22 protein-coding genes are annotated in these 23,367 nt (G+C 69.7%); 9 read left to right on the forward strand and 13 right to left on the reverse strand.

Annotated elements, in window-relative coordinates:
• Positions 1 to 38 precede the first annotated feature (38 nt).
• The 3 genes from DP107_RS08060 to DP107_RS08070 form a co-directional block, all read right to left on the reverse strand.
• Positions 39 to 875, reverse strand: coding sequence for an RAD55 family ATPase (locus DP107_RS08060; protein ID WP_144261650.1), 837 nt, complete (start codon positions 873 to 875; stop codon positions 39 to 41).
• Positions 876 to 899: 24 nt separating this feature from the next.
• Positions 900 to 1,286, reverse strand: coding sequence for a DUF7344 domain-containing protein (locus DP107_RS08065; RefSeq protein ID WP_449405192.1), 387 nt, complete (start codon positions 1,284 to 1,286; stop codon positions 900 to 902).
• A gap of 85 nt (positions 1,287 to 1,371) precedes the next feature.
• Positions 1,372 to 1,860 carry a universal stress protein gene (locus DP107_RS08070; RefSeq protein WP_144261652.1) on the reverse strand — a complete coding sequence of 163 codons (489 nt, stop codon included), beginning with the start codon at positions 1,858 to 1,860 and terminating at the stop codon, positions 1,372 to 1,374.
• Between the two features lie 138 nt (positions 1,861 to 1,998).
• Here DP107_RS08070 and DP107_RS08075 point away from each other — a divergent pair, with 138 nt between their 5' ends.
• Positions 1,999 to 3,441, forward strand: coding sequence for a cryptochrome/photolyase family protein (locus tag DP107_RS08075; RefSeq protein ID WP_144261653.1), 1,443 nt, complete (start codon positions 1,999 to 2,001; stop codon positions 3,439 to 3,441).
• Between the two features lie 100 nt (positions 3,442 to 3,541).
• Here the strand turns inward: DP107_RS08075 and nadC are convergent, their stop codons facing one another.
• The 6 genes from nadC to cyoE form a co-directional block, all read right to left on the reverse strand.
• Positions 3,542 to 4,348, reverse strand: a complete 807-nt coding sequence (nadC, locus tag DP107_RS08080; RefSeq protein WP_144261654.1) for a carboxylating nicotinate-nucleotide diphosphorylase — start codon at positions 4,346 to 4,348, stop codon at positions 3,542 to 3,544.
• A gap of 2 nt (positions 4,349 to 4,350) precedes the next feature.
• The gene (locus tag DP107_RS08085) at positions 4,351 to 5,880 is read right to left on the reverse strand and encodes an L-aspartate oxidase (RefSeq protein ID WP_144261655.1); all 1,530 of its coding nucleotides are present in this window, start codon (positions 5,878 to 5,880) and stop codon (positions 4,351 to 4,353) included.
• 3 nt (positions 5,881 to 5,883) lie between these two features.
• The gene (nadA, locus tag DP107_RS08090) at positions 5,884 to 7,017 is read right to left on the reverse strand and encodes a quinolinate synthase NadA (RefSeq protein ID WP_144261656.1); all 1,134 of its coding nucleotides are present in this window, start codon (positions 7,015 to 7,017) and stop codon (positions 5,884 to 5,886) included.
• Between the two features lie 158 nt (positions 7,018 to 7,175).
• Entirely contained in the window at positions 7,176 to 8,765 is a 1,590-nt protein-coding gene (locus tag DP107_RS08095; RefSeq protein WP_144261657.1) for an amidohydrolase, read from the reverse strand.
• A 40-nt stretch (positions 8,766 to 8,805) separates the two neighbouring features.
• Positions 8,806 to 9,726 (reverse strand): isoaspartyl peptidase/L-asparaginase, encoded by a 921-nt coding sequence (locus DP107_RS08100; RefSeq protein ID WP_144261658.1) that lies wholly within the window; start codon positions 9,724 to 9,726, stop codon positions 8,806 to 8,808.
• Between the two features lie 180 nt (positions 9,727 to 9,906).
• Entirely contained in the window at positions 9,907 to 11,352 is a 1,446-nt protein-coding gene (gene cyoE / locus DP107_RS08105) for a heme o synthase (RefSeq protein WP_238330827.1), read from the reverse strand.
• Positions 11,353 to 11,456: 104 nt separating this feature from the next.
• Between cyoE and DP107_RS08110 the strand changes: the two genes are divergently transcribed.
• A complete protein-coding gene (locus DP107_RS08110) occupies positions 11,457 to 12,335 on the forward strand; it encodes a cytochrome c oxidase subunit II (protein WP_144261659.1) in 879 nt (292 codons plus the stop codon).
• Between the two features lie 170 nt (positions 12,336 to 12,505).
• On the opposite strand, the gene DP107_RS08115 is transcribed toward DP107_RS08110, so the two are convergent.
• Complete coding sequence (locus tag DP107_RS08115; protein WP_144261660.1) at positions 12,506 to 12,787, reverse strand: DUF7410 domain-containing protein; 282 nt, start codon at positions 12,785 to 12,787, stop codon at positions 12,506 to 12,508.
• Positions 12,788 to 12,789: 2 nt separating this feature from the next.
• Positions 12,790 to 14,184: a hypothetical protein gene (locus tag DP107_RS08120; RefSeq protein ID WP_144261661.1), complete on the reverse strand. Its 1,395-nt coding sequence runs from the start codon at positions 14,182 to 14,184 to the stop codon at positions 12,790 to 12,792.
• A 139-nt stretch (positions 14,185 to 14,323) separates the two neighbouring features.
• Here DP107_RS08120 and DP107_RS08125 point away from each other — a divergent pair, with 139 nt between their 5' ends.
• The 6 genes from DP107_RS08125 to DP107_RS08150 all read left to right on the forward strand — a co-directional run bounded on the left by DP107_RS08125 (position 14,324) and on the right by DP107_RS08150 (position 19,639).
• The gene (locus tag DP107_RS08125) at positions 14,324 to 15,190 is read left to right on the forward strand and encodes a cytochrome c oxidase subunit 3 (protein WP_185977227.1); all 867 of its coding nucleotides are present in this window, start codon (positions 14,324 to 14,326) and stop codon (positions 15,188 to 15,190) included.
• 108 nt (positions 15,191 to 15,298) lie between these two features.
• Positions 15,299 to 15,778 (forward strand): DUF7541 family protein, encoded by a 480-nt coding sequence (locus DP107_RS08130; protein ID WP_238330828.1) that lies wholly within the window; start codon positions 15,299 to 15,301, stop codon positions 15,776 to 15,778.
• Between the two features lie 54 nt (positions 15,779 to 15,832).
• Positions 15,833 to 16,183: a DUF6684 family protein gene (locus DP107_RS08135; protein WP_144261662.1), complete on the forward strand. Its 351-nt coding sequence runs from the start codon at positions 15,833 to 15,835 to the stop codon at positions 16,181 to 16,183.
• Positions 16,184 to 16,330: 147 nt separating this feature from the next.
• The gene (ctaD, locus tag DP107_RS08140) at positions 16,331 to 18,187 is read left to right on the forward strand and encodes a cytochrome c oxidase subunit I (protein WP_144261663.1); all 1,857 of its coding nucleotides are present in this window, start codon (positions 16,331 to 16,333) and stop codon (positions 18,185 to 18,187) included.
• A gap of 99 nt (positions 18,188 to 18,286) precedes the next feature.
• Positions 18,287 to 19,060: a class I SAM-dependent methyltransferase gene (locus tag DP107_RS08145; RefSeq protein ID WP_144261664.1), complete on the forward strand. Its 774-nt coding sequence runs from the start codon at positions 18,287 to 18,289 to the stop codon at positions 19,058 to 19,060.
• Positions 19,061 to 19,288: 228 nt separating this feature from the next.
• Positions 19,289 to 19,639, forward strand: coding sequence for a DUF7520 family protein (locus DP107_RS08150; protein WP_238330829.1), 351 nt, complete (start codon positions 19,289 to 19,291; stop codon positions 19,637 to 19,639).
• Between the two features lie 435 nt (positions 19,640 to 20,074).
• On the opposite strand, the gene DP107_RS08155 is transcribed toward DP107_RS08150, so the two are convergent.
• The gene (locus DP107_RS08155; protein WP_144261665.1) at positions 20,075 to 21,691 is read right to left on the reverse strand and encodes a class I adenylate-forming enzyme family protein; all 1,617 of its coding nucleotides are present in this window, start codon (positions 21,689 to 21,691) and stop codon (positions 20,075 to 20,077) included.
• A 106-nt stretch (positions 21,692 to 21,797) separates the two neighbouring features.
• On the opposite strand from DP107_RS08155, the gene DP107_RS08160 reads away from it, so the two are divergent.
• Complete coding sequence (locus DP107_RS08160; RefSeq protein WP_144261666.1) at positions 21,798 to 22,694, forward strand: hypothetical protein; 897 nt, start codon at positions 21,798 to 21,800, stop codon at positions 22,692 to 22,694.
• On the opposite strand, the gene DP107_RS08165 is transcribed toward DP107_RS08160, so the two are convergent.
• A complete protein-coding gene (locus DP107_RS08165) occupies positions 22,649 to 23,350 on the reverse strand; it encodes a thioredoxin family protein (protein WP_144261667.1) in 702 nt (233 codons plus the stop codon). The genes DP107_RS08160 and DP107_RS08165 overlap by 46 nt on opposite strands.
• Between the last annotated feature and the right edge of the window lie 17 nt (positions 23,351 to 23,367).

Here is a 23,367-nt window from a genome sequence, read left to right on the forward strand (position 1 = left end):
TACCGCCGGAATCGGCCGCTGTCGGGCGGTTCCCGGGGCTACCGGATCTTGCGGACGTCACTGATGTCGAACCCGGAGTCGCCGATCTCCGCCTCGAAGCGGACGATGTTCTCGTCCTCGATGCGGGAGAGCACGCCCCGGAACTGGCGGACGACCATCGTCCGGGCCCGGGTGGAGCCGCCGGACTCCCACTCGAACAGCAGCGTGCCGTCCGCGGCGTCCATCAGTTGCCCGTGCTGGACCCTCGAGAGCGTCTCCATGCTGGCGTGGACCAGGATGAGGCCCTGCCAGCCGAACGCGGCCCGCGAGATACCCTTCAGGATGACGGGGATGTCCTCCCAGGAGATGTCGTCGCCGGAGGCGGCGACGAGGTCGGTCAGCGAGTCGATGACGACGACGTTGTTGGCGGCGCTGGCGGAGAGCCGGTCGCCGAGCGCCGACGGGACGGACTGGCGCTCGTCGGTCGCGTTCAGGTCCGAGATCTTCGCCGTCCGGTCGGAGTACCACTCCCGCGGAACCGGCGACAGCTGGAAGTACTCGCTGGAGAGGTCGTGGAACTCGATCGCGGGGCTACTGGCGTCGACGATGTCGTCGTCCATCGCCAGCGACATCTCGCGGCGCACCTTCCGCTCGCCGGCGGTAAAGGAGAGGTAGTGGACCTCGTCGGGCGCGACCGCCCCCGAGGCGAGGTCGCCGTAGTAGAGGTCGAACATCTCGGGGTCGGACTGCAGGAGCCCGTTCATCACCGTACTCGTGTAGATGAACTCCCGGGCGCCGGCCCCTACCTCCCCGGAGAGGAGCACGACGCTCCCGGCGGGGGCGCCCCCGCCGATGGTCGTGTCGAGCCGCCGGATGCCGAACGGGATACGGTCCATGGTTCATCCTCTGCGGGTCCAGGGTTAAATATCCGTGTCGGGAACCGGCCCGCCGGGCTGGCGCCCATCCGCCGTGAGCAGCGGACCGTCCCCGGACTGGTCGAGGCTCTCGTCGACGACCGACAGGAACCCCTCCATGTTCGCCCCGGCCTCGTACCCCCCGTCGGCGTCCCGGAGGACGTCGTGCGCGACCAGCCGGGGGAGGTGGTCGCGCTCGAGGGCGCCCTTGACCGAACCCGCGCTGCGCCCGCCCAGTTTCCCCGGGGGGCGCCCGTGCTCCGCGGCCGCGGTCATCGTCGCGAGCTCGCCGCTGGAGACCGGTTCGTCGGCTGCCTCCACCGCCACGGCCGCGGCGACTCGCCGGCTGGCGCTCAGCAGGTCGAACGCGACGAGCGGGGCCAGGTCCTGCATCTCCGACACGTTCCCCGCTGTTGACCGGCGGCTGATAAATCCGACGACTACGCGCCCGCCAGCCGTCATGGCCGCCGGTCCCGGTTCAGCGGACGACGGTCACCGGCACGGTGGACCGGCGGACCACGGTCTCCGCGACACTGCCGAGGAGCACCCGCGAGAGCCCGGACCGCCCGTGCGAGCCCATCACGACGTGGTCGATGTCGCGATCCTCGTCCTCGGTGTACTCGACGATGAGCCGGGACGGGTTGCCGACCTCCGTCGTCGTCTCGAGGTCGACATCGTGGCCGTGGGCCCGCTCCTCGGCGCCCGCGAACAGCTGGTCGGCCGCCGCCTCGGCCTCCTTGAGCCACTCCTCCGAGGCGGTCGGGATACCGGCCTGCGCGCCGTAGCCCGCTCGGGCCGGGTTGATGACGTGCAGCAGGGTCAGCGTTGCCCCCTCAAACTCCGAGAGGGCGTGCTCCAGCGCCTCGGTCGACTGGTCGGAGCGGTCGATGGGGACGAGCACGTGCTTTCCCCCGTCGCGGTCGGTCCCGGTCGCGTCCTCGCTCTCGGCGTCGGTCCCGTCGCTCATACCCGGCGGTGCGACGCCGCGGGTGGTAAATCGTCCGGGTGTCGGGTCCGCCCCCCGGCCCCCGTCCGGCGGCCACTGGAATCGGATGACGGCGTGGACGACCCGAACCTGTATGCGGGAGTCGTGAGTAGATGGGGTATGCGCCTTCACTGGCACCGGAGCGACCTGCGGCTCGTTGACAACCGGGGGCTGGCCGCCGCGGCGGGGGCCGAGGGGGCGGACCCGGCGCCCGGGGACGGCCCGGCGCTCGGACTGTTCGTCTTCGACGACGCCGTCCTTGACCACGCCTCCCCGCCGCGGGTGGCCTACATGCTCGACGCGGTCGACTCCCTCCGGGAGTCCTACCGTGACCACGGTGGCGACCTCCTCCTCCGACGGGGGGACCCCACCAGCGTCCTCCCGGCGGTCGCCGACGCACACGACGCGACCGGCGTCGTCTGGAACCGCGCCTACTCCGGGTTGGGCCGCGAGCGCGACGACGCCGTCCGGGCGGCGCTCGACGACGCCGGCGTCCCGGTCGCCGCCTACCACGACGCGCTCCATCACGAACCCGGCTCCATCACCACCAACGCCGGGGAGCCGTACTCAGTCTACAGCTACTTCTGGAAGAAGTGGCGCGACCGGGAGAAGGCCGACCCCTACCCGGCCCCGGGGACGGGCGCCCTCGCGACGCCCGACGACCCCGGCGACCTCCCGACGGCCGCCGACCTCGGCTTCGACTCGCCCGAGGCGGACGTCCCCGCGGCGGGCCACGCGGCCGCCCGCGAGCGGCTCGACGAGTTCCTCGCCGGCGACGTCTACGACTACGCCGACCGCCGCGACTACCCCGCCGACCGCTGTACCTCACGGCTCTCCGTCCACCTCCGCTGGGGCACCATCGGCGTCCGCGAGGTGTCCGCGGCGATCCGCGAGGCAAAGGCCGACGCCCCCTCCGAGGACGCCCGCGAGTCCGTCGAGGAGTTCCGCGGCGAACTCGCCTGGCGGGAGTTCTACCACCACGTCCTCAACTTCAACCCGGAGGTCGTGACGGAGAACTACAAGGAGTACGAGGAGGAGATCGAGTGGCGCGACGACCCCGACGAGATCGCGGCGTGGAAGGCGGGCGAGACGGGCTACCCCATCGTCGACGCCGGCATGCGCCAGCTGAAACAGGAGGCGTACATGCACAACCGCGTCCGGATGATCGTCGCAAGCTTCCTCACCAAGGACCTCTGCTGTGACTGGCGCCACGGCTACGCCCACTTCCGCGAGCGTCTGGTCGACCACAACACCGCCAACGACAACGGCGGCTGGCAGTGGGCCGCCTCCACCGGGACCGACGCCCAGCCGTACTTCCGCATCTTCAACCCGATGACACAGGGTGAACGCTACGACCCGGCCGCCGAGTACATCAAGCGCTACGTCCCGGAGCTGGAGGGCGTCAACGCCGACGACATCCACTCCTGGCACGAACTCGGGCTCTCCGAGCGAAACCGGCTCGCGCCGGACTACCCCCACCCGATCGTCGACCACGGCGACCGCCGCGAGGAGGCGCTCGCGATGTTCAAACGAGCACGCGGGGAGGACCCCGAAGCGGACTGACGGCGTAGCGCGCAACGTCGCTACCGGTCATTCTCGACGACAACGGATAGAACAGTGCTTCTATCGTGGATATATCGCGTGAATGGCGTGCGTAGCGACCCTATCCGGTCCGGAAGGAGAGGTCCAGGGTACTCGCCGAGTGGGTGAGCGACCCCATCGAGATGACGTCGACGCCGGTCGCCGCGTACGCCGGCACGTCGGCGACGGTGATGCCGCCGGAGGCCTCCGCCAGCGTGTCCGCGGGCAGCGACGCGACGGCGTCCTCCGTCGTCGCGGGGTCCATGTTGTCCAGCAGGACGATGTCGGCGCCGGCCGCGGCCGCCTCCGGGGCGTCCGCGGGGTCGTCGACCTCGACCTCGATCTTCGTGGCGAACGACGCCCGCTCGCGGAACTCCTCCACCGCGCCGGAGAGGCCCATCTCCGCGATATGGTTGTCCTTCACCATCACCATATGCGAGAGGTCGAGCCGGTGGGTGTCGCCGCCGCCGGCGACGATGGCGCGCTTCTCGAGTCCGCGCAACCCGGGCGTGGTCTTGCGGGTGCCAGCGACCCGGACGTCGTCGTCGACCTCTCGGGTGGCGTCGACGGCCCGGCGGGTCCGGGTCGCGATACCCGAGGCGTGGCCGGCGAGGTTGACCGCGGTCCGCTCGGCCCGGAGCGTGGCCTTGGCGGCGCCCTCGGTCCGCATGACCTCGGTTCCGGGGTCGACGGTCGCCCCCTCCGGCGCGCGCTCGACGACGTCGACATCGAGATGTTCGAAGACGGCCGCGGCGGCCCCCAGTCCCGCCACCACGCCGGGCTCCTTCGCCACGAGGCGGCCGGTCGTCTCCCCGGGCACCTCGTTGGTCACGTCGTGGTGGCCGACGTCCTCGCGGAGCCACCGTTCGATGCGCTCCGGGCCGAACATCGTCAGTCCCCGTCCGCCTCGGCCTCGGGGGCCACCGCCGACGGTTCGAGGTAGTGACAGCCCTTCGACTCGGGGTTCTCGCTCGCGGCACGGGTGACCAGCAGCGCCACGATGGTCGCAGACCGGAGTTCGTAGAGGCCACGCGCCGTGCGGGTCCGGACGTAGGCGTCGACCTCGCCCTTCAGCCGGCGGAGGACGCCCTGGGCGCGCGAGAGGTCCTCGCCGTTGCGCGAGAGGCCGACGTACTCGCCCATCACGCGGCGCAGCCGGACGAACTTGTCGCGGGCGAAGTTGCCCGGGAGCGCCGGGTCGCGGTTGAGCAGGTCCGGCGCCTCGACGACCGCGGGCTCGCCGGCGTCGGCGGCCGTCTCGCCGGCGCGCAGACCCCAGACGAGCCCCTCCAGCAGCGATGTCGACGCGAGCCGGTTGGCGCCGTGGACGCCGGTCCGGGAGCACTCACCGACCGCGAACAGGCCGTCAAGCGAGGCCCGGCCACGGTCGTCGACGGCGACGCCGCCACAGAGGAAGTGCTCGGCGGGCGCGATCGGGATACCCTCGGTCCAGTCGACGCCGTTCTCCTCACACTTGTGGACGAGGTCGGGGAACTCGGAGGCGAAGTCCAGCGGCGACACGTCGAGCGTCACGCCGCCTGTCGCGTCGATCTCCGTCCGGACCGCCCGCGCGACCACGTCCCGCGGCGCGAGCTCGGCGTCCTCGTGGTAGTCGGGCATGAACCGCTCGCCCTCGGCGTTCCGGAGGAGTCCACCCTCGCCGCGGACGGCCTCGCTGAGGAGGAACGTGTCCTCGCTGTCCGCGCCGGCGTACGCGGTCGGGTGGAACTGGACGTACTCCATGTCCGCGACGTCCGCGCCGGCGAGCGCGGCCATCGCGATGCCGTCGCCGGTGGCGCCGTCCGGGTTCGTGGTCCGGGGGTAGAGCGCGCCGATGCCCCCCGTCGCCAACACCGTGGCGCCGGCGAAGCAGGGCGCGAACTCCCCGTCCCGCTCGAGGATGGCCCCGTGGACCAGCCCCTCGTGGGTGACCAGCTCCAGCGCGGCGGTGTCCTCCTCGATGGTGACGGCGTCGAGCCCCTGGAGATGCTCCAGCATCGGGGGCAGGATATGCCGGCCGGTGGAGGCGTTGACGTGGAGGATGCGCGACTCGCTGTGGGCCGCCTCGCGTGCGTAGGCGAACCCATCCGTGTCGGCCCCCTCCTCGGCGGTATCGAAGTCGATGTCGAGCGTCCCCAGCAGGACGTCCTCGACCGCGTGGGCGGCGTTCCCGACGAGCGTGTCGACCGCCTCGGGGTCGGCCTCGCCGTCGCTGGCCGCCATGATGTCCTCGCGGAAGGCGTCCGCGTCCTCACGGGTGACGGCGATGCCGCCCTGTGCCCACCAGGAGGAGGCGTCCTCCGGTTCGGTGGCCTTTGTTGCGAGCGTTACCTCGACGCCGTCCCGGGCCGCCGCCAGTGCCGCAGCACAGCCGGCGATACCCGAGCCGACGATCAGTACGTCGGTCGTTCGCTGGTTCATGGGTTAGATCTCAAGCATTCGGTCGAGCGCGAGCTGCGCGAGCTCCTTCTCGCCCGGTGCGACCTCGATGACGTTGCGTTCGCGACCCTCGACGAGCTCCTCGAGCACCCAGGTCAGGTAGTTGGGGTCGATCTGGCGCATCGCGTTGCAGTCCATGCAGGCGTCGCCGCAGAGCGGGAGCACCTCCACCTCGGGGTGCCACCGGTCGAGGTGGTTGGCGAGGTGGATCTCCGTGCCGATTGCCCACGTATCGCCGGGGTCGGCGTTCTCGACGGTCTCGCAGATGGTTGACGTCGAGCCGACGACGTCTGCCGCCTCGACGACCTCGCGGCGGCACTCGGGGTGGACGACCACGTTGGCGTCCGGCCGCTCCTCGCGTAGCTCCGTGATGTGTGATTCTCGGAACCGCTCGTGGACCTGGCAGTAGCCGTCCCAGAGGATGATGTCGGCCGCGGCGGCCTCCTCGGCGGTGGCGCCCTCGGGGTCCCACGGGTCCCACTCGACGATGGAGTCCTCCATGTCGAGCCGGTGGGCCGTGTTCTCGCCGAGGTGCTTGTCCGGCAGGAAGAGGACCTTATCGCCCTGGTCGAAGCCGTACTCGAACGCCTTGTGGGCGTTCGAGGAGGTGCAGACCAGCCCACCCTGCTCGGCGCAGAACGCCTTCAGGTCGGCGTAGCTGTTCATGTACGTGATGGGGATGATGTTCGCGTCGGGCGCGGCCTCCGTGATCTCGGCCCACGCGGTGTCGACCTGGAGCGCCTCGGCCATCCCTGCCATCGGGCAGGAGGCCTCCATCGACGGGAGGATGACCGTCTGGTCGTCGGCCGTGATGATGTCGGCGGACTCTGCCATGAACGTCACCCCACCGAAGATCACGTAGTCGGCGTCGGCGTTGGCGGCCTCCTTGCTCAGCTGGTAGGAGTCGCCGATGAAGTCGGAGTGTTCGACGATCTCCCGGCGCTGGTAGTTGTGGCCCAGGATAACGACGTCGTCGCCGAGTTCGTCCAGTGCGGCCTCGATGCGCTCGGTGCGCTCGGCCTCGTCCAGCTCCCGGTAGGCCGGGGGGAGCTGCTCGAGGTTGTCGTACTTGAAGAGGCTCAGGTCCGTCTCGAGGTCGGCGGTTTCCATCTCAGGCATAGTGGAGCACCTTGGAAGTACCACACCTACCGGTGCCAGCTATGAAAAGATTTTCTCTACAATACCGTCCCGTGGAGAGGATTCCGGCACATACCCCCGGAAGTTACCGGGAGGGTTCCCGGTTCGGCGTCGGGTTCCCCCTGGTATCCACCCCCGTGTTACTCGGCGACGTACGTCGGTTCGCCGCCGACGAACGTCCGCACCACGTCGATATCCCCGATACCACCCGGGTCGACGGCCCACGGCGACGCACCGAGGACGACGAGGTCCGCGTGGATGCCCGCCCGCAGCGTCCCGAACCGGTCCTCGTCACGGAGCGCGTACGCCGCCCCGTGGGTGTATGCACGCAGCGCATCAGCCACGTCGAGCCGCTGCTCCGGTGCGGGCGCGGTGACGGCCTGCTGGACCCCGAACAGTGGCCCCAGCGGCATCGTGTCGCTGCCAAACGCCAGCGGGACGCCGGACTCCCGGAGCGCGGCGTAGCGGTTCGACGCCCGGGCCCGCTCGCGTCCGAGGCGCGCCTCGTACAACCCTCCGTCACGGGCCCACTTCAGGAAGTTCGGCTGGACCGACGCGACGGCCCCGACCTCGCCGAAGCGCGCTATCAGGGCGTCCGTGAGCACTTCCACGTGCTCGACGCGGTGTCTGGCCGCGGCCGCGTCAGTGTCGGCGTACGCGCCCAGCACCGCGGCGATGGCCTCGTCGCCGATGGCGTGGGCACAGAACTGGAGTCCCAGTTCGTCGGCGCGCTCGACGTACCCGGCGAACTCCTCCGGGGGGACGACCCACTGGCCGCGCGGGTCGCCGGCCTCGCTCGCGTCCACGTCGGCGTACGGCTCGGACAGCCGGGCCGTGCGGGCCCCCAGGGACCCGTCAGTGTAGGACTTGACCGCGCCGACCCGGACGAGGTCGTCGCCGTCGCCGGTCGACAGCCCCGTCCGCTCCAGCGCGTCGAGGAAGTCGGTCCAGTAGTTCAGACGCACGCGCAGGCCGAGGTCGCCGTCCCGTGCGAGGTCGCGGTACGCCCGCGGGACCCGGTGGTCCCGCACCATGTCCCCGACCGCGGTGATGCCCAGTTCCGCGGCGCGGTCGCTGGCCGCCCGCAGCAGGTCGCGCTCCGGGCGGTCGCCCCGCGTCGCGTCCAGCACGGTCCCGACGGCGCCCTCGACGGCGACGCCAGTCGGCTCGTCGCCCGAGTGCTGCAGGTTCTCGTCGGCGATGTCGTCGGCCAGCCGTGCCAGCGCGACGCCGTTGAGCGACACCTGATGGAGGTCCTCGCGGAACGCGGCGACCGGTCGCTCCTCGCTGACACGGTCGAGGTCCGCCCGGGTCAGGAAACGCGACTCGTCCCAGGTCGACTCGTCGTAGCCGAAGCCGAGGATCCACTCCCCCCGGTCGGCCGGGTGAGCCCCCTCGACGAGCCGTTCGACTGCGTCGTCCGGCCCGGTCGCGCCGCCCAGCGCGGCGTGGACGAGGTAGCGACCGACCATGTCCATGTGGGTGTGCGCGTCGACGAACCCGGGGAGGACGACGCGGCCCGCGCAGTCGTGGACGGTCGTCGTGGCCCCGACGAGGAACTCGACCTCGTGCGCGGTCCCGAGGCGGACGATGCGACCGTCGCGGACCGCGACGGCCTCGTGTATCTCGTCGCCGGGCGTGTCCGACGCGGGTCGCCCCGTAGGGCCGTCACCGGGAGCGAGCGTGTGGACCGCCGCGTTCGTCAGGACCAGGTCGGCTGGTGCGGTCATCGTCGGGGTGTCGGCGCGCGGGCTGATAGTTCCGGAGGCGCTACGCGTCGTCCGCGACCGCGGTCTGCATGGCGTCGCTGTTGTACGCCTTGCCGACACCGCCGGCGTTGTCGAGGACGATGATGCCGGCCTCGCTGCCCGTGGCGTCGGCCAGCTCCTCGACCGCCAGCTCCGCGGCGTCCGCGGCGTCCCGGCTCATCTCCAGGTGCGCGACCGCCCGTCGTGCCATCGTCACCCGGGCGATGTCCTCGCCGGCACCCGTCGTGGACGCGCCGCCGGCCCGCGAGCAGTAGAAGCCACAGCCGACCTGCGGCACGTCGCCGACCCGTCCGGCCAGGGCGGCCCACCGCCCGCCGGTCGACGTCGCCGCGGCGAACCGGTCGTGCTCCCGCGCGACGACGCCGACGGTGTCGTGGTCGTGCGGTCCGTCACCCGTCCCGCCCGAATCCGGCACCGCTGTCCCCGCGCCGCCGCCGAACCGGCCACCGACCCACTCGAGATGCTCGCCCGTCGACGCCGTCGGCTCCGGGGCGGGGACGTCCATCCCGTCCCAGCGCTCGCGAGTGGCCTCGGTCCAGAGGTCGACACCGGTCTCGACGCCGAAATCCGCTGCCAGGTCGACGGCGTGGACGCCCGCGACCTGGACGTGTGGCGTCTCCTCCTTGACGAGGCGCGCCACCTCGGCGGCGTCCCGGACGCCGGGCATCGCACAGGCCGCGCCGACCGCGCGGTCATCGGTCATCAACCCCGCGTCGGTGCGCGGGATGCCGTCCGACTGGACCGCCGCCCCGACGCCGGCGTTGAACCGCTCGTCGTGTTCGAGCACACCGAGTGCGGCCACCGCGGCCGTCGTGGGGTCGTCCGCTTCGCTCCCGGTCGCAGCCGCCTCGTCGAGCAGCGCCTGCCGATCTGCCGGTTCGTCGGCCGGCCCGCCGGCACCGCCGTGGACGATGACCTGCATGGCTGGCGAGTACGCCCGGGAGCGGATTATGCCTATGGTCCGACGGGGAGCGACGCTTCCGACCCCGAGACCGGTGACCGGGCCGATATACGGGTTATCGCCGCGTTTCGCCGGTAATCGCGGTGGTATTGTGGTACTGCCGGACCGCTCCGCCGGGAGACCGTGATTCCCGAGAACCGCTCACACGACCAGCGCGTCGAGGACGATCGCGAGCAGCAGCAGGCCCAGGTATGCGTTGGAGGCGTGGAACGCCCGGAACGCGGCGCCCTCGGTCTGCTCGTAGTGGAGGCGGACGACCGCGACGAGGAAGACGGCACCCAGCAGGACGGTGGTCCCGGCGTAGAGCCAGCCCAGCGCCGTCACCTCCGCGAGCACCGTGGCGGCGAGCAGCGTCGCCGCCAGGTAGAGCAGGATATGCTTCCGGGTGACCGTCTCGCCGCGGACGACGGGCAGCATCGGGAAGCCACCACGCTCGTAGTCGTCGCGGTAGGCCAGCGCGAGGTTGTAGAAGTGCGCCGGCGTCCAGAGGAAGATGACACCCGCCAGCGCGAGCCCCGGCAGCCCGACATCGCCGGTGACGGCGGTCCAGCCGATGAGTGCCGGGAGTGCCCCCGCAGCGCCGCCGATCACCGTGTTCTGGACCGTGTTGGGCTTGAGAACCAGCGTGTAGATGACCGAGTAGAACACGATGGCGGCCAGCCCGAGCGCCGCGGCGAGGAGGTTGACGGTCAGGAACGCGCCGAGCGCCGCGACGGTCAGGAGCCCACCGAAGGCGAACGCGTTCCGGACGGGCACTTCGTGGGTGGCCACGGGACGGTCGGCGGTCCGTTCCATGCGCTTGTCGATATCCCGTTCGAGGACGTGGTTGAACGTACCCGAGGCGCCGATCGCGAGGACACCGCCGACGAGCGTGGCCGCGACGACGGGGAGCGTGAGGCCGCCGCCGGTCGTCGCCGCGAGCGCCATCCCGGCGGAGGCGACGAGACAGAGCAGCCACATCAACCGGGGCTTCATGAGCTGGACGTAGGCGCTTCCGACGGCACGGACGCGGGCGAGGCCCGAGAGCGGCGGGCCCGGGTCCGCCCGGAGGTCGTCGGCGACTGGTTCGGGCGGTTCGAGGTCGGTCGGGTCACGTACCGACCGCTCGTCGTCGCTGCCGGTCTCGACCTCGAGCTGCCAGGCGAGTGCGAGCACGAGCGCCCCGAAGATGGTCATCCCGACCAGCAGGTGGGCGTTGGAGACGAGGGGGTCGGCGCTGCCGCCGCCAACGGCGACCAGTGCGCCGACCGACACCTGCACCGGGAAGAGCGCGAGCGCAGCCGCCATGGCGAGTCTCACGCGGCCAGTAGCGCCTGCCCGGAACGCGACGACGGCCGTCAGGATAACGAGGAGGCCGACGGCCGCCGCCGCGACGCGGTGGCCGAGCGCGACGAGCACGGCCGGCCGGGTGAGGTCGGCACCCGCACACCCTGGCCAGGACGAGCACGCGCGGGCCGCCTCGGCAAGGGCCGCGGTCGCGCCGACGACCACCAGCAGGTAGATGCCGACGACCGACGCGGCCAGCAGGGCCGTCAGGCGGGACTCGCTGCCGGTCCCGAGCGCGGCGCGAATGGTGGAGGGGGACACGGATGCTGTTCCTGTAGAGATTGACGTCAGGGGACTTAGCCCCCACGCTTTTCGGGGCACGGCGAGTCGGCAGGTACTTACCTGACTGCTTCCAACGCGGTGTCATGAACCTCAGGCGCGTCGTCCTGCGGTCCGTCGTCGGGGTCGCGCTCCTCGCCCTTTTAGGGGCGACCCCGGTCGCGGCACAGTCTTCGGTCAATATCGAACTTATCAACAACCTCAACGAGAAACTGCTCTACGTCGCCATCCCCATCGCGGTGCTCGTCGAGGGGATCCTGTTCTACACCGTCTACAAGTACAAGGACAACGACGACCCCCAGCCGACCCAGGAGAACCGCCGGCTGGAGATCACCTGGACCGTCGCGACGGCCGTCATCCTCCTGTTCGTCGGCTTCGCCGCCTACCAGGTGCTCGGCAACGTCGCCATCGGCGGGGTCACTGCCGCCACGGTCGAGGACCCCGAGGTCGCCCAGGAGAACGCCGACGTGACCTACTACGACGGCAAGGGCGCCTACATGCCCGCCGCCGAGGAACTGCCGGGCGAGGGCGAGCCGGTTCAGGTGGAGGTTGTCGCCCAGAAGTACTACTGGACGTTCAACTACGGCACGGGGAGCGGGGAGAACTTCTCCACGACCGGCGAGATGGTCATCCCGGAGAACCGCCCCGTGGTGATGCACGTCACCTCGCGGGACTGGCTCCACGCGGTCCACGTCCCGGACCTGGGGCTGAAGCAGGACGCCTTCCCGGGCCACTACAACACCATCGCCACGGCGACGAGTCTGCCGGAAGGCCAGTCCGAGTCCACCCACCAGCTCTACTGTGCGGAGTACTGTGGCTCGGGCCACTCCGGTATGCTGGGCACGGTCACGGTGCTCTCCGAGGAGCGCTACGAGGAGTGGCGCCAGGAGCAGCTGAACGGCGACGAGGAGAGCGACATCGAGCCGCGAGAGACCCTCGCCACGGTCGGCGGCTCGCCCGCCTGAGACGGCTCGCGGCGGCGCCGGACGAACGACCTCTCCGTCCACGCTTCTGCTGATTTCGACGGGCGGTGACCACACCTCCCGGTCGACCCGCCCCCACGGGGCGTCGCGGCGCCATGCCCCGGAGCGGTAGATAGCTCCGTCGACGGACGGCGGCAGCGGGTCCGCGGCGCTCACAGCGAGAACGCGTAGACGAGCAGGAAGCCGAAGTAGATGAACACGAGCGCCGCGAGCGCCTGTAGCCGAAACAGCCGGAGCGCCTCCTCCTCCTCGTCCCGTGCCGTCTCGAACGCCTGGCGCTCGGCGTCGGTCAGGTCGTCCGGGTGCGTCTGGCCGCGGTGGAGCGCCAGATACGACTCCCGGTGGAACGCCCGGTCGCAGTAGGGGCAGTCGTAGGGCGGCCCCGACGACGCGGACGGTTCGGCGGGCTCAGGCGGCGTGGTATGTTCGGGCATGGTCAGACGAACGGTGGTGCGGCGTACGGTCTGCTGACGATCCAGAGCGAGGTCATGGTGTAGAAGACCATGGCCGCGGTGAGCGCGTACTGGCTGCGGACGGCCTGCATCCGCGAGGGGAACAGGTCGTAGGCGACGGCGTGGGCGACCCAGATGGCGCCGAGATGGCCCAGCAGTACGAAGCCGAGCGACACCACCGAGAACCACGGCGGTAGGACGACGGCGACGGGTGCGGGCGGGGCCAACGGCGCCGAGAGCGCCCCCAGCAGCGCCGGCGACAGCTCGATGAAGTAGCCCAGGTAGTGGGCGACGTGGTAGCCGGCAGCGATGGCGAGCAGCGACGGCGCGAACCGGTTGGCCAGCTCCAGCGGGTCCCGGTAGGACTCGGCGTCCCGGCGCCCGCGGCTGACGGCCACGCGGTAGATGGCGAGGAAGACCCCGAACCCGGCCAGCAGGGCGACCGGGTACAGCACCGCGGCTGGCACCCCGGCGCCGACGATGGCGGTCGCGAACCCCCGCCAGGGGGGCGTCGCGACGAGCCCGTCGTACGTCGTGACCCACAGCAGCGCGACTACGAACGCCACGTCGCTGGCGTCGCGGACGAGGTCCGGCGACTCGAGCCCCGTGCCGGGAACCCGGAGGCCGAGGCTGCCGCCCGCGTCCCGGTACACCGGCGCGACGGCACCGAACGAGGCGAAGACCCGCGAGATGGGGTCGACCCGCTCGAACCACTCCTCGCCGAACGCAAAGCCCCCGGCGACCGCGAGCGCCGAGTAGGCGCCCACGACGCCAGCGAGCAGCCGGGGGTCCCCGGCCAACGGACTGACCACCTCCAGCCAGATGAACGCGAGCAGGCCGGCGACGGCGGGCCAGGAGCCGACCCGCTCCGGGAGCCGCCAGTCGGGCGCCGGCAGCCGCTCGCGGAGGGGCAGTGCGACCCGCCACGGGTTGAAGACCGGCCAGGCGTTGCCGACGAGGTAGGTCGTCATGGTGAAGCCGGCCCACCAGCCGACCCAGACGACGAGCACGGCCAGGTTCGACAGCGGCGCCGCGGGGCCGACGACGCCGACGACCAGCACGGCGGCGAGTCCGAGCAGTCCGATCGCGCGGGCACAGATAGCCAGCCAACGGCGGACGCCGGACGGCAGCACGACGTCGCGGCGGCGCTCCCGGACCGCCCGGAGCAGTTCCCGGTCGGTGACGAAGCTCGTCAGGAGGAAGCTCACCCCGACAACGCCGCCGCCGGTCGAGAGGAACAGCCACAGGGGGACCGCAAGCGCCCGGGAGTCGTCGGCGCTGAGGCTCCCACCATGGGCCGTGGCCCGACCGGTGAGCGCGAGGGCCAGACTGGCCGCGACGAGGCCGGCCCCGACGGCGCGGCGCTGTGGACATCGCATCGACTGTCCCTACAGCCGTCCAGCACCTTTGTTTTCCGGACCGCGTCGCGTCCAGGCCGGCCGCCGTGCCCCCGATACTGTGGCCCCCCGCCGCCGCGCGGATGGATGCGTTTTTGTGAGTAGAACGGTGAGACCGGGTATGGCAATCGAAGAAGCCGACGACCACTCGGGGGAGGACCACGGGCACCACCTCCCCGCGGTGGAGGACTGGCCCAAGGGGTTCGGCGAGGCCTCCTGGTGGCCCTTCATCACCGCCATCGGCGCGGCCGGGTTCTACATCGGCGCATCGCTGTACGTCATCGCCACCCAGACGGACCTGCTCGGGATCGCCGTCGGGCCCGCGGTGTTCGTCGCCAGCGCCTTCCTCTTCCTCGCCGGCCTCTACGGCTGGGTCTACCACGCGTTCGTGGCAGCCTACTGGGAGGGTGACGGCCACGGTCGCGGCTTGCGGTTCGCGATGGTCCTCTTCCTCGGGAGCGAGGTGGCCACGTTCGGTGCCGGGTTCATCTACTACTTCTTCGTCCGGACCGGCGCCTGGGAGAACCTCCCCGAACTGGTCGAGAGCGGGAACGTGCTCTCGAGTCTCGTCATCGTCAACACCATCATCCTCGTCATCTCCTCGGTCACGCTCCACTACGCACACATCGCACTCCACAAGAACGACCGGCAGAAGTTCATCCGGCTGCTGGCCGCGACCCTCCTGCTCGGCGTCGTCTTCATCGGCGGGCAGGCCCTGGAGTACTACGAGTTCATCGTCCACGAGGGCTTCACCATCACCGAGGGTGCCTACGGCTCCGCCTTCTACGGCCTGACGGGCCTCCACGGCCTCCACGTCAGCCTGGGTGCGGTGCTGCTGGGCGTCGTGTTCGTCCGCGCGCTGTACGGCCAGTACGACGCCGAACACGACACCTCCGTCTCGACGGTTTCGATGTACTGGCACTTCGTCGACGCCGTCTGGATCTTCCTCGTCGTGGTGCTCTACGCTGGCGCCATCGTCCTCGGCTGAGGCCGCGACCGCGTCCTCCACGCCTCCGCCTACTGGTCGCCGTCGCGCCCGCCCGGCAGTTCGGTCCGCTACCGACGCTCATTTGAGCGACCCGACCTATCGTGGGGTATGGACGAGACCACGTCGGACGACCCGTCCCCGCGCACGTGGGACGACGAGCCGGAGTCCCCCGCGAGGACGAGCGCGGAGGAGGAGGGCCCGACCCGGACGAGCGTCTGGCCGCTCGTGGTCGCGATGGGGCTGACCGTCTCCGAGGTGGGCGTCTTCATGGGCGTCTATCCGCTTGCCGTCGGGGGGCTGGTGCTGTTCGTCGCGAGCGTGGCGGGTATCACCCACGAGGCGGGCTACACCGGCCGACCCTGGCGGCTGGCCGGCGCGCTGGGCGTCGTCCTCGTCGCTGTCGGCGTCTGGATGGTGAGCACGCAGGTTCCGCTGGCGGTCGACCCCGTCGTGGCGGCGGTCGGGGGGGCCGACGGCATCGTGCTGCGCGGCTTCTCGGTCGTCGGCGCGGGACTGGTGGCGGCGGTCGGCGCGGCCGTCGTGTCCGCGATGGGCGACGGTGACGTCGACGACGGGTTCCCCGCCTGAACCCGCCCAGCGGCGAAAGGAAAGGTTGTAGTTCGTCCCCGGGAAGGTCGTAGCATGGCAAGCGACTCTGAGGGGAAGACGTTCGACCGCGAGACGCTCCTGGACCTCGTGGTCAACGCCATCCCACTCGGCATCATCCTCTTCTTTATTCTCGCGTTCGCGCTCATCAACCCGTTCGGCTCGAACCCGGTGAACACGGCCATCCAGTTCTCCATCATGGCCGTCACCGGTGCCGCCCTGCTGGTCCTGACGTACGTGTCCGGAAAGGCCATCTCCGAGGCCGAGGACGAGCTGGAGGAGAAGGGCCTCGAACTGAGCGAGGAGGCCGGAGCGGGCGAGGTGGCGGAGCCGGAGTCGGAGCCCACCCCCGAAACGACGGACGGCGACGACGAACCCGCGGCCTGACGCCGTTCCCGCCGGGAGTGATCTTCTCATGACCCGCCGAGGACCGGCCTCGAGCCGCGCTCTCGGGGGCTGTGGGAACCCGACGAGGGCAGCGAGACACCGCCCGCGAACGCAACCTTTCTAACGTCGTGGTCCCACCGAGCAACCATGGTAGGAGAGCAGCTCGCACTGACGGCCCTGATGGGGGTCTTCCTGGTCGCGGTCGCCGGGTTCCTGGCCCGCATGGAGGACTGGCGCTCGTACACCCCGCTCGCAGGGGGGAGTGCCATCGGTGACGCGGGCTATGGCGGCCACGCGGAGAAACCCGCAGGTATCGTCCGATGGTTCACCACCGTCGACCACAAGGACATCGGTATTCTCTACGGCATCTACGCCCTCATCGCCTTCTTCTGGGGCGGCGCGGCCGTGCTGCTGATGCGTGCGGAACTCGCGGCGCCGGGCTTCGACATCATGCAGGCGCAGTTCTACAACAGCCTGCTCACCAGTCACGGCATCACGATGCTGTTCCTGTTCGGAACGCCGATCATCGCGGCGTTCTCCAACTACTTCATCCCGCTGCTCATCGGGGCCGACGACATGGCGTTCCCGCGGATCAACGCCATCGCCTTCTGGCTGCTCCCGCCGGGAGCCATCCTCATCTGGGCCGGCTTCTTCACTGCGCCGCTCGGCCTCGGCATCGACCCGGCACAGACCTCGTGGACGATGTACACGCCCCTCTCGGCCGAGCAGGCCAACCCCGGGGTCGACCTGATGCTGCTGGGGCTGCACCTGACGGGGGTTTCCGCGACGATGGGCGCCATCAACTTCATCGCGACCATCTTCACCGAGCGCGGCGACGAGGTCAACTGGGCCAACCTCGACATCTTCAGTTGGACCATCCTCACCCAGTCCGCGCTCATCCTGTTCGCGTTCCCGCTGCTCGGGAGCGCACTCATCATGCTGCTGCTGGACCGGAACTTCAGCACCGCCTTCTTCGCGGTCGAGGGCGGGTCGCCCATCCTCTGGCAGCACCTGTTCTGGTTCTTCGGCCATCCCGAGGTGTACATCCTCGTCCTGCCGCCGATGGGGCTGGTCTCGTGGATCCTGCCGAAGTTCTCCGGCCGGAAACTGTTCGGCTTCAAGTTCGTCGTCTACTCCACGCTGGCCATCGGCGTCCTCTCCTTCGGCGTCTGGGCCCACCACATGTTCAGCACGGGCATCGACCCGCGCATCCGGGCCTCGTTCATGGCCGTCTCGTTGGCCATCGCGATACCGTCCGCCGTCAAGACGTTCAACTGGATCACCACGATGTGGAACGGCAACCTGCGTCTGACGGCGCCGATGCTGTTCTGTATCGGGTTCATCAGCAACTTCGTCATCGGCGGCATCACCGGGGTTTTCCTGGCCGCCATCCCGGTCGACCTCGTGCTCCACGACACCTACTACGTCGTCGGACACTTCCACTACATCGTGATGGGGATGATCGCCTTCGCCGGCATGGGGGCGCTCTACTACTGGTTCCCCATCGTCACGGGCCGGATGTACCAGCGCCGGCTGGCGAAGATGCACTTCTGGCTCTCGATGATCGGCACGAACATCACCTTCTTCGCCATGCTGGTCCTGGGCTACCTCGGCATGCCGCGCCGCTACGCCACCTACCAGTTCGACGGCGCCATCGCGCCGCTCGCGCAGGTGACGACCCTCCACCAGATCGCGACGGTCGGGGCGTTCATCATCGGCTTCGCCCAGCTCATCTGGGCCTGGAACATGGTCCAGTCCTGGTACGAGGGGCCCGAGCTCGACGACGCCGACCCCTGGAACCTGAAGGACGACGGCATGTTTGGCCGCGAGTTCCAGTGGTTCGAGACGCAGAAGCTCGCCGCCGACGGCGGCGAGAGCGAGGAGGTCCGTGCGGACGGTGGCGAGGTCGAGACCGACGGCGGTGAGGCCACAGGCCGAGTCTCGTCGGACCCCCGCTCTGACGGCGGCTACCGGAAGGCCGTCCGCCGCGTCGACGACGAGTAGCCCGCGGTCGTCGTCCCCGTCTTCCTGCCGAACGCCCACTCCCCGAGCACCCCACACCTGGCCCGGGATGTTATTAACGGCACGAGCGCAATAGTCGGCGTGCGAGACCCTCCAGCCGACAACAGACGGCTGTGGAACGAGTGGAGCGACGGTTTCCAGGCCCTCTGGTACGCCGACACCGACGAGGACCCGCCGCCCGCCCCGTGCCCGTTCACCGAGGACGCCCCCGGCGGCGCCCAGCCCAATCTCCTGCCGACCGTCGAGGGCGTCGACTTCGTCGAACTGGGTTGTGGCGGCGGGCAAGCGACCGTCGGCACCGCGGCCGCGGGCGCGGACCGCGCGGTCGGCGTGGACTTCTCGGGGGGACAGCTCCGGCACGCCCGACCACTCAGGGACCACTACGGCCTCGACGCCGAGTTCGTTCAGGGGGACGTCACCGAGGTTCCGCTTGCCGACGGATCGTTCGACGTGGCGTTCTCCGGGTGGGTACTACAGATGGTGCGTGACCTCGATGCCTACTTCGCGGAGGCACGCCGGGTACTCCGCGACGAGGGGGTCCTGGTCTTCGACCTCCCCCACCCGTTCTACGAGCTGTTCGACCCCGAGACGGCGACGCTGGAGCGGAGCTACCACGGGAACCCTCGCCGGACGATCAGCATCAGCGAGACGCACGAGTCCGACCTGGCCGTGTTCGACCACACGGTCGGGGGGCTGCACAACGCGGCCGTCCGGGGCGGGTTCGACATCAGGCGCGTTCTCGAACCGGGGAGCGACGACCCCGAGGACTACGACGACGACCCGTTGCCGAGCAACCAACCCGACCTGATGGCGACGGTGCCGCGGAGCCTGCGGCTTTGGGCGGTCGTCAGGTGACGGCCCGGCATCAGTCGTGATCACTCCGCTCGGCCGCCCGGATTGACGGTCGAGAGACGGCAGGGAACGTTACGCGCCGGTCGAGGTCAGCACCAACACGATCCCCGTGACGAACATCAACAGCGCCGTGCCGCCCAGGATGGTGAGCAGCAGGTCCTTCTCGCCCATACTACCGGTTCGCGGAGCGAGGACAAAAGCCCTTATCCTCGACAGGCACCCAACTAATCCATGAGCGATGGGCCGGAGGCAAGCACCGACGGTGGGGGCAATCGTGAGGGTGCTGTCCCCGGCGACGAGGTGTGGGACGAGGCCGACGAGGACGTGTCGACGCTGGGTGGCAAGTGGCTCATCCTGGTGCTGTACGCCGTCGTCGTCTCCATCGCCGGGCTGACCGGGTTCCTCATCGGCGCGCTCGGCATCCGTGGGCTCCGGCCGGTCACCTTCCTCGGACTGATTACGTTCCAGCCCACGGCCGTCGGCCTCGCCGCGTACGGCGTCCTGACGATGGGGCTCGGCCTCGGCGTGATGCTCGGGCTAGTCATCTACGTCTCCAACAACTACGTCGACGAAGATACCTGAACAGGTCCGAGGGGGCCGGAGGCGCCGAGAGCTACCGGCTCGGCTCGATGTGGCCCGAAGGGCCTCTGCCCGGCGTTCACGCGGCTCCAGTAGTACCACGTCGTCATAGGGGTCCCCCGAAGGACGGCCGCATCGCCGAGAGGGTCGCGGCCGTTACCGGATTGCCGACGGCCCGCCATCGCTCCCGCCGCCCGTACAGCCGGCGACAGTCGCGAGCGTCCCCGCACCCGCTTTGTGGAGTAGCCGCCGGCACGAGCTCCCCCGTCGCTGCCCGGTCGGATCGCTATCTCCCCCCTTACCGGAGTTCATATTGCTGAGTTGTCAGTTCTGACCGGATAAGACCATCACCCTGAGCGGTGGGCGGAAGCGGGAGATAGCGCGCGCGAAGGGCTGTGCGCGTCCTCTGCTCACGCTCTCCCTCTTCGGATGGATTCGCTACCCCTGCCCGACCATCCGGTCCTCGTCGCCCCACTCCTGCTCGCGGAGCTCGTACTTCTGGACCTTCCCGGTCGCCGTCGTCGGGAGCTCCGAGACGAACTCGACCCGGCGGACGCGCTTGTAGGAGGCCAGCTGCTCCTTGGTGAACCCCTTCAGGTCGTCCTCGGTGACGCCGGGGTCGTCCGGGTTGCCGTTCATCGGGACGACGAAGGCCTTGACCGTCTCGCCGTACTTGTCCGAGGGCGCGGGGATGACGGCCGCCTCGGAGACCTCGGGGTGGTCGTAGAGGGCGTCCTCGACCTCTATGGAGGAGATGTTCTCCCCGCCGGAGATGATGAGGTCCTTCTTGCGGTCCTGGATGGAGATCATCCCGTGTTCGTCGATGGTCGCGAGGTCGCCGGTGTGGAAGTAGCCCTCGATGCGGTCGTTGAACGCCTCGTGGGTCGCCTCGGGCTTGTTCCAGTACTTCTCCATCACCTGGTTGCCCTTCACCACGACCTCGCCGATCTCGTCGTCCCCGCGTGAGACGTCGTTACCGTCCTCGTCGACGACGCGAACCTCCGTCCCGAGGAACCCCAGCCCCTGGCGCTTCTTGATGGAGAACCGGTCGGAGGAGTCGTCGTCGAACGTCCGGCGGGCGTTGCTGGTCGTGATGAGCGGTCCGGTCTCGGTGAGGCCGTAGACGTGCATCATGTACCAGCCGAACTCGTCCTCCAGGGTGCGGATGGTGGCCTCGGGCGGCGCGCTCCCGGCCGTCGCACACCGCACGTCGTTGTCGCCGACGGTCGTCACGTCGTTTTCGGCGTAGTGGTCCAGCAGCATGTTGAGGACGGTCGGTGCGGCACACATGTACGAGACGTCCTCCTCGCGGACCGCCTCGAAGATACCGGCGGCGTCGACCCCCCGCGTGCAGACGTGTTTCCCCCCGTTGCCGGTGATGGCGAAGATGTGGCCCCAGCCGTTGGCGTGGAACATCGGGAGGGTCCACAGGTAGACGTCATCGTCCGAGATGTTCTGGTGGTGGCTCGTGAGGTACGCGTGGATGGTCTCGCAGCGATGGGTCCGGCAGACACCCTTCGGGTCGCCGGTCGTCCCGGAGGTGTAGTTGATGGTGCAGATCTCGTCCTCCTCCATCTCGGGGGTGGTGTAGTCGTCGGCACCCACCCCATCGATGATATCGTCGAACGACTCCCAGTCCCCGCCCACGGCGTCGGGGTCGTTAGTGATGAACGTCTCCGTGGGGACCTCGTCGCGGACCTGCTCGATCTTGTCGGCGTAGTCGTAGTCGGCGTAGATGGCGTCGACACCGGCGTCGCTGAGAATGTACTGGTAGTCGTCCGGCGTGAGCCGGTAGTTCAGTGGCGTGTGGACTCCCCCGACCTGGAAGATGCCGTATGCGGCCTCGAGATGGTAGTGGGTGTTCGGGTCCAGCACCGCCACCCGGTCCTGATGCTCGATACCCCGCTGTTGGAGAGCGGCGGCGAAGCCGTCGGCCCGCGCCCCCAACTCGTCGTACGTGTAACGGGTCCCGTCGGTCGCCAGCACCGCTTCCTGGTCGGCGTAGTGCCGTCGTGCCCGGTCGAGGAACTCGGTCACCAGCAGTGGCTTGCGCATAGCACCAGAGCGTTCGACTGCCAGCATCAAATAATGGGGCGCTAGAATGTTACACTGGACGAGGACTAGGGAGGAGTGTTTACCCCGGACTCCCCGAACATCCGGTATGGCCGCCTGCCGTCTGGAGGTCGTCGCGTTGGCCGTGCTGCTCGTCACCGCAGGATGCAGTGGCTTCGGACCGGCGAGCGACCCCGGTGACGCCGGCCCGACGAGCAGTCTCACCCCGGTGCCGGTCCCCGACGACGACAGCCGGGAGACGCTTGCGCCCGGGCTCACCGCTGACGGGGTGGAGTCGCCGGAGGCGCTCGCCAACGGCCACGCTGCCAGCCTCGACACCCGCTCCTACCGACTGATAGCCAACCGGACGGTCCGGTACGAGAACGGAACCCTGCGAGAGCAGCTCCTGTTCGACCTCTCGCTGGGTGCCGACCGAACGTACCTCGTCGAGACCGCGACCGCCGGGCCGGAGGCGCCGGTGTTCCTCGGCACACCGCCCGCGAAGGCGGCCTTCTGGTCGAACGGCTCGGTGTACACTCGGCGGCTCACTCGCGACGACGAGACGACCTACACGCGGTTCCGGCCCATAGATGGGGCGGGAACGTGGCAGTACTGGGCCCGCACGGTCCCGTTCGGAGGGGGACTCGCATCTCCGCGCGGCTTCTTCGAGACGACGTTCTCCTCGGTTCCGACCCGTGTCACGGGCCGAGCACCGGAGAGCGATACCGTGAGCTATCGGCTCGCGGGCGACCGAGCCACCGGATCGCTACCGGGCGTCGACGACCCACGGGCAGTCGATCTCGCTGCGACGGTGACGACGAACGGGCTCGTGCGGTCGCTGACACTGGTTTACAACGGCACAATCGAAGGGGAGCCGGTTCGGGTACGCTGGACGATCCGGTACGAGAACGTCGGCAACACCACTGTCAACCGTCCCTCGTGGACCGACCGTGCGCTCGATCAGGAGGCCCGACCGAACGCCGCGTCGAAAAGGTCCGCGACCTGATCGGGGGTCCCTCGGCCGGTGACGCAGTCGACCAGCTCCCCGTCGGCGAAGGTGAGCGTCGCGGGAGCGGCGTCGACATCGAACTCCCGGCGGAAGTCGGCGACTGACTCCCCATCAACCCCCGCCACTGCGACTCCCTCGGGGACGTGACCGAGAATCTCGTCGAGGTCCGTCTTCATCGCGTCGCAGGGGTCGCAGTGGAGCTGCCAGACGAACACGACCGCGTCCTCGTTCATCTCGATGAACGACTCGTAGTCCGCGTCCCCGACCTCCGGCATCGCGTCGGGGACCGGTGAGGTCGGCTCGGCGCCCGCGACGAGCACGGCCAGGTGGAGCAGTTCGTCGTGTGAGACCTCCGTGTCGGGGGCCTGTCGCTTGAAGTAGCCCCGTAACGAGAGGTAGGCGACCAGCTGCTCGCGGGTGATCTCCAGTTCCTCGGCCTGTTCGGCGGCCTCCTCGGCGGTCATGTCGAAGAGGTCGGCCAGCGTCTCGTGGAAGGTCTCGTCGCTGGCGTTCGCGTAGGTATCGTGATAGACACCGCGCTCGGCGTCGTAGGCCTCGCTGGCCACCAGTTCGTCGTCCTCCTCGACGAGTACGCCGGTGTCGAGGAGGAACTCGTACCGCTCGGTCGTCGCCGTGTCTGTGGTTTCGTTCATGATCGTCGCAGCGTCTA

It is taken from the genome of Haloglomus irregulare (genome assembly GCF_007421925.1).
GTDB classification, from domain to species: domain Archaea; phylum Halobacteriota; class Halobacteria; order Halobacteriales; family Haloarculaceae; genus Haloglomus; species Haloglomus irregulare.

Excerpts from the sequence above, each read along its gene's own strand:
- DP107_RS08060 (WP_144261650.1), bottom strand. The coding sequence starts at position 875 with ATGGACCGTATCCCGTTCGGCATCCGGCGGCTCGACACGACCATCGGC.
- DP107_RS08065 (WP_449405192.1), bottom strand. The coding sequence starts at position 1,286 with ATGCAGGACCTGGCCCCGCTCGTCGCGTTCGACCTGCTGAGCGCCAGC.
- DP107_RS08070 (WP_144261652.1), bottom strand. The coding sequence starts at position 1,860 with ATGAGCGACGGGACCGACGCCGAGAGCGAGGACGCGACCGGGACCGAC.
- DP107_RS08075 (WP_144261653.1), top strand. The coding sequence starts at position 1,999 with ATGCGCCTTCACTGGCACCGGAGCGACCTGCGGCTCGTTGACAACCGG.
- nadC (WP_144261654.1), bottom strand. The coding sequence starts at position 4,348 with ATGTTCGGCCCGGAGCGCATCGAACGGTGGCTCCGCGAGGACGTCGGC.
- DP107_RS08085 (WP_144261655.1), bottom strand. The coding sequence starts at position 5,880 with ATGAACCAGCGAACGACCGACGTACTGATCGTCGGCTCGGGTATCGCC.
- nadA (WP_144261656.1), bottom strand. The coding sequence starts at position 7,017 with ATGCCTGAGATGGAAACCGCCGACCTCGAGACGGACCTGAGCCTCTTC.
- DP107_RS08095 (WP_144261657.1), bottom strand. The coding sequence starts at position 8,765 with ATGACCGCACCAGCCGACCTGGTCCTGACGAACGCGGCGGTCCACACG.
- DP107_RS08100 (WP_144261658.1), bottom strand. The coding sequence starts at position 9,726 with ATGCAGGTCATCGTCCACGGCGGTGCCGGCGGGCCGGCCGACGAACCG.
- DP107_RS08110 (WP_144261659.1), top strand. The coding sequence starts at position 11,457 with ATGAACCTCAGGCGCGTCGTCCTGCGGTCCGTCGTCGGGGTCGCGCTC.
- DP107_RS08115 (WP_144261660.1), bottom strand. The coding sequence starts at position 12,787 with ATGCCCGAACATACCACGCCGCCTGAGCCCGCCGAACCGTCCGCGTCG.
- DP107_RS08120 (WP_144261661.1), bottom strand. The coding sequence starts at position 14,184 with ATGCGATGTCCACAGCGCCGCGCCGTCGGGGCCGGCCTCGTCGCGGCC.
- DP107_RS08125 (WP_185977227.1), top strand. The coding sequence starts at position 14,324 with ATGGCAATCGAAGAAGCCGACGACCACTCGGGGGAGGACCACGGGCAC.
- DP107_RS08130 (WP_238330828.1), top strand. The coding sequence starts at position 15,299 with ATGGACGAGACCACGTCGGACGACCCGTCCCCGCGCACGTGGGACGAC.
- DP107_RS08135 (WP_144261662.1), top strand. The coding sequence starts at position 15,833 with ATGGCAAGCGACTCTGAGGGGAAGACGTTCGACCGCGAGACGCTCCTG.
- ctaD (WP_144261663.1), top strand. The coding sequence starts at position 16,331 with ATGGTAGGAGAGCAGCTCGCACTGACGGCCCTGATGGGGGTCTTCCTG.
- DP107_RS08150 (WP_238330829.1), top strand. The coding sequence starts at position 19,289 with ATGAGCGATGGGCCGGAGGCAAGCACCGACGGTGGGGGCAATCGTGAG.
- DP107_RS08155 (WP_144261665.1), bottom strand. The coding sequence starts at position 21,691 with ATGCGCAAGCCACTGCTGGTGACCGAGTTCCTCGACCGGGCACGACGG.
- DP107_RS08160 (WP_144261666.1), top strand. The coding sequence starts at position 21,798 with ATGGCCGCCTGCCGTCTGGAGGTCGTCGCGTTGGCCGTGCTGCTCGTC.
- DP107_RS08165 (WP_144261667.1), bottom strand. The coding sequence starts at position 23,350 with ATGAACGAAACCACAGACACGGCGACGACCGAGCGGTACGAGTTCCTC.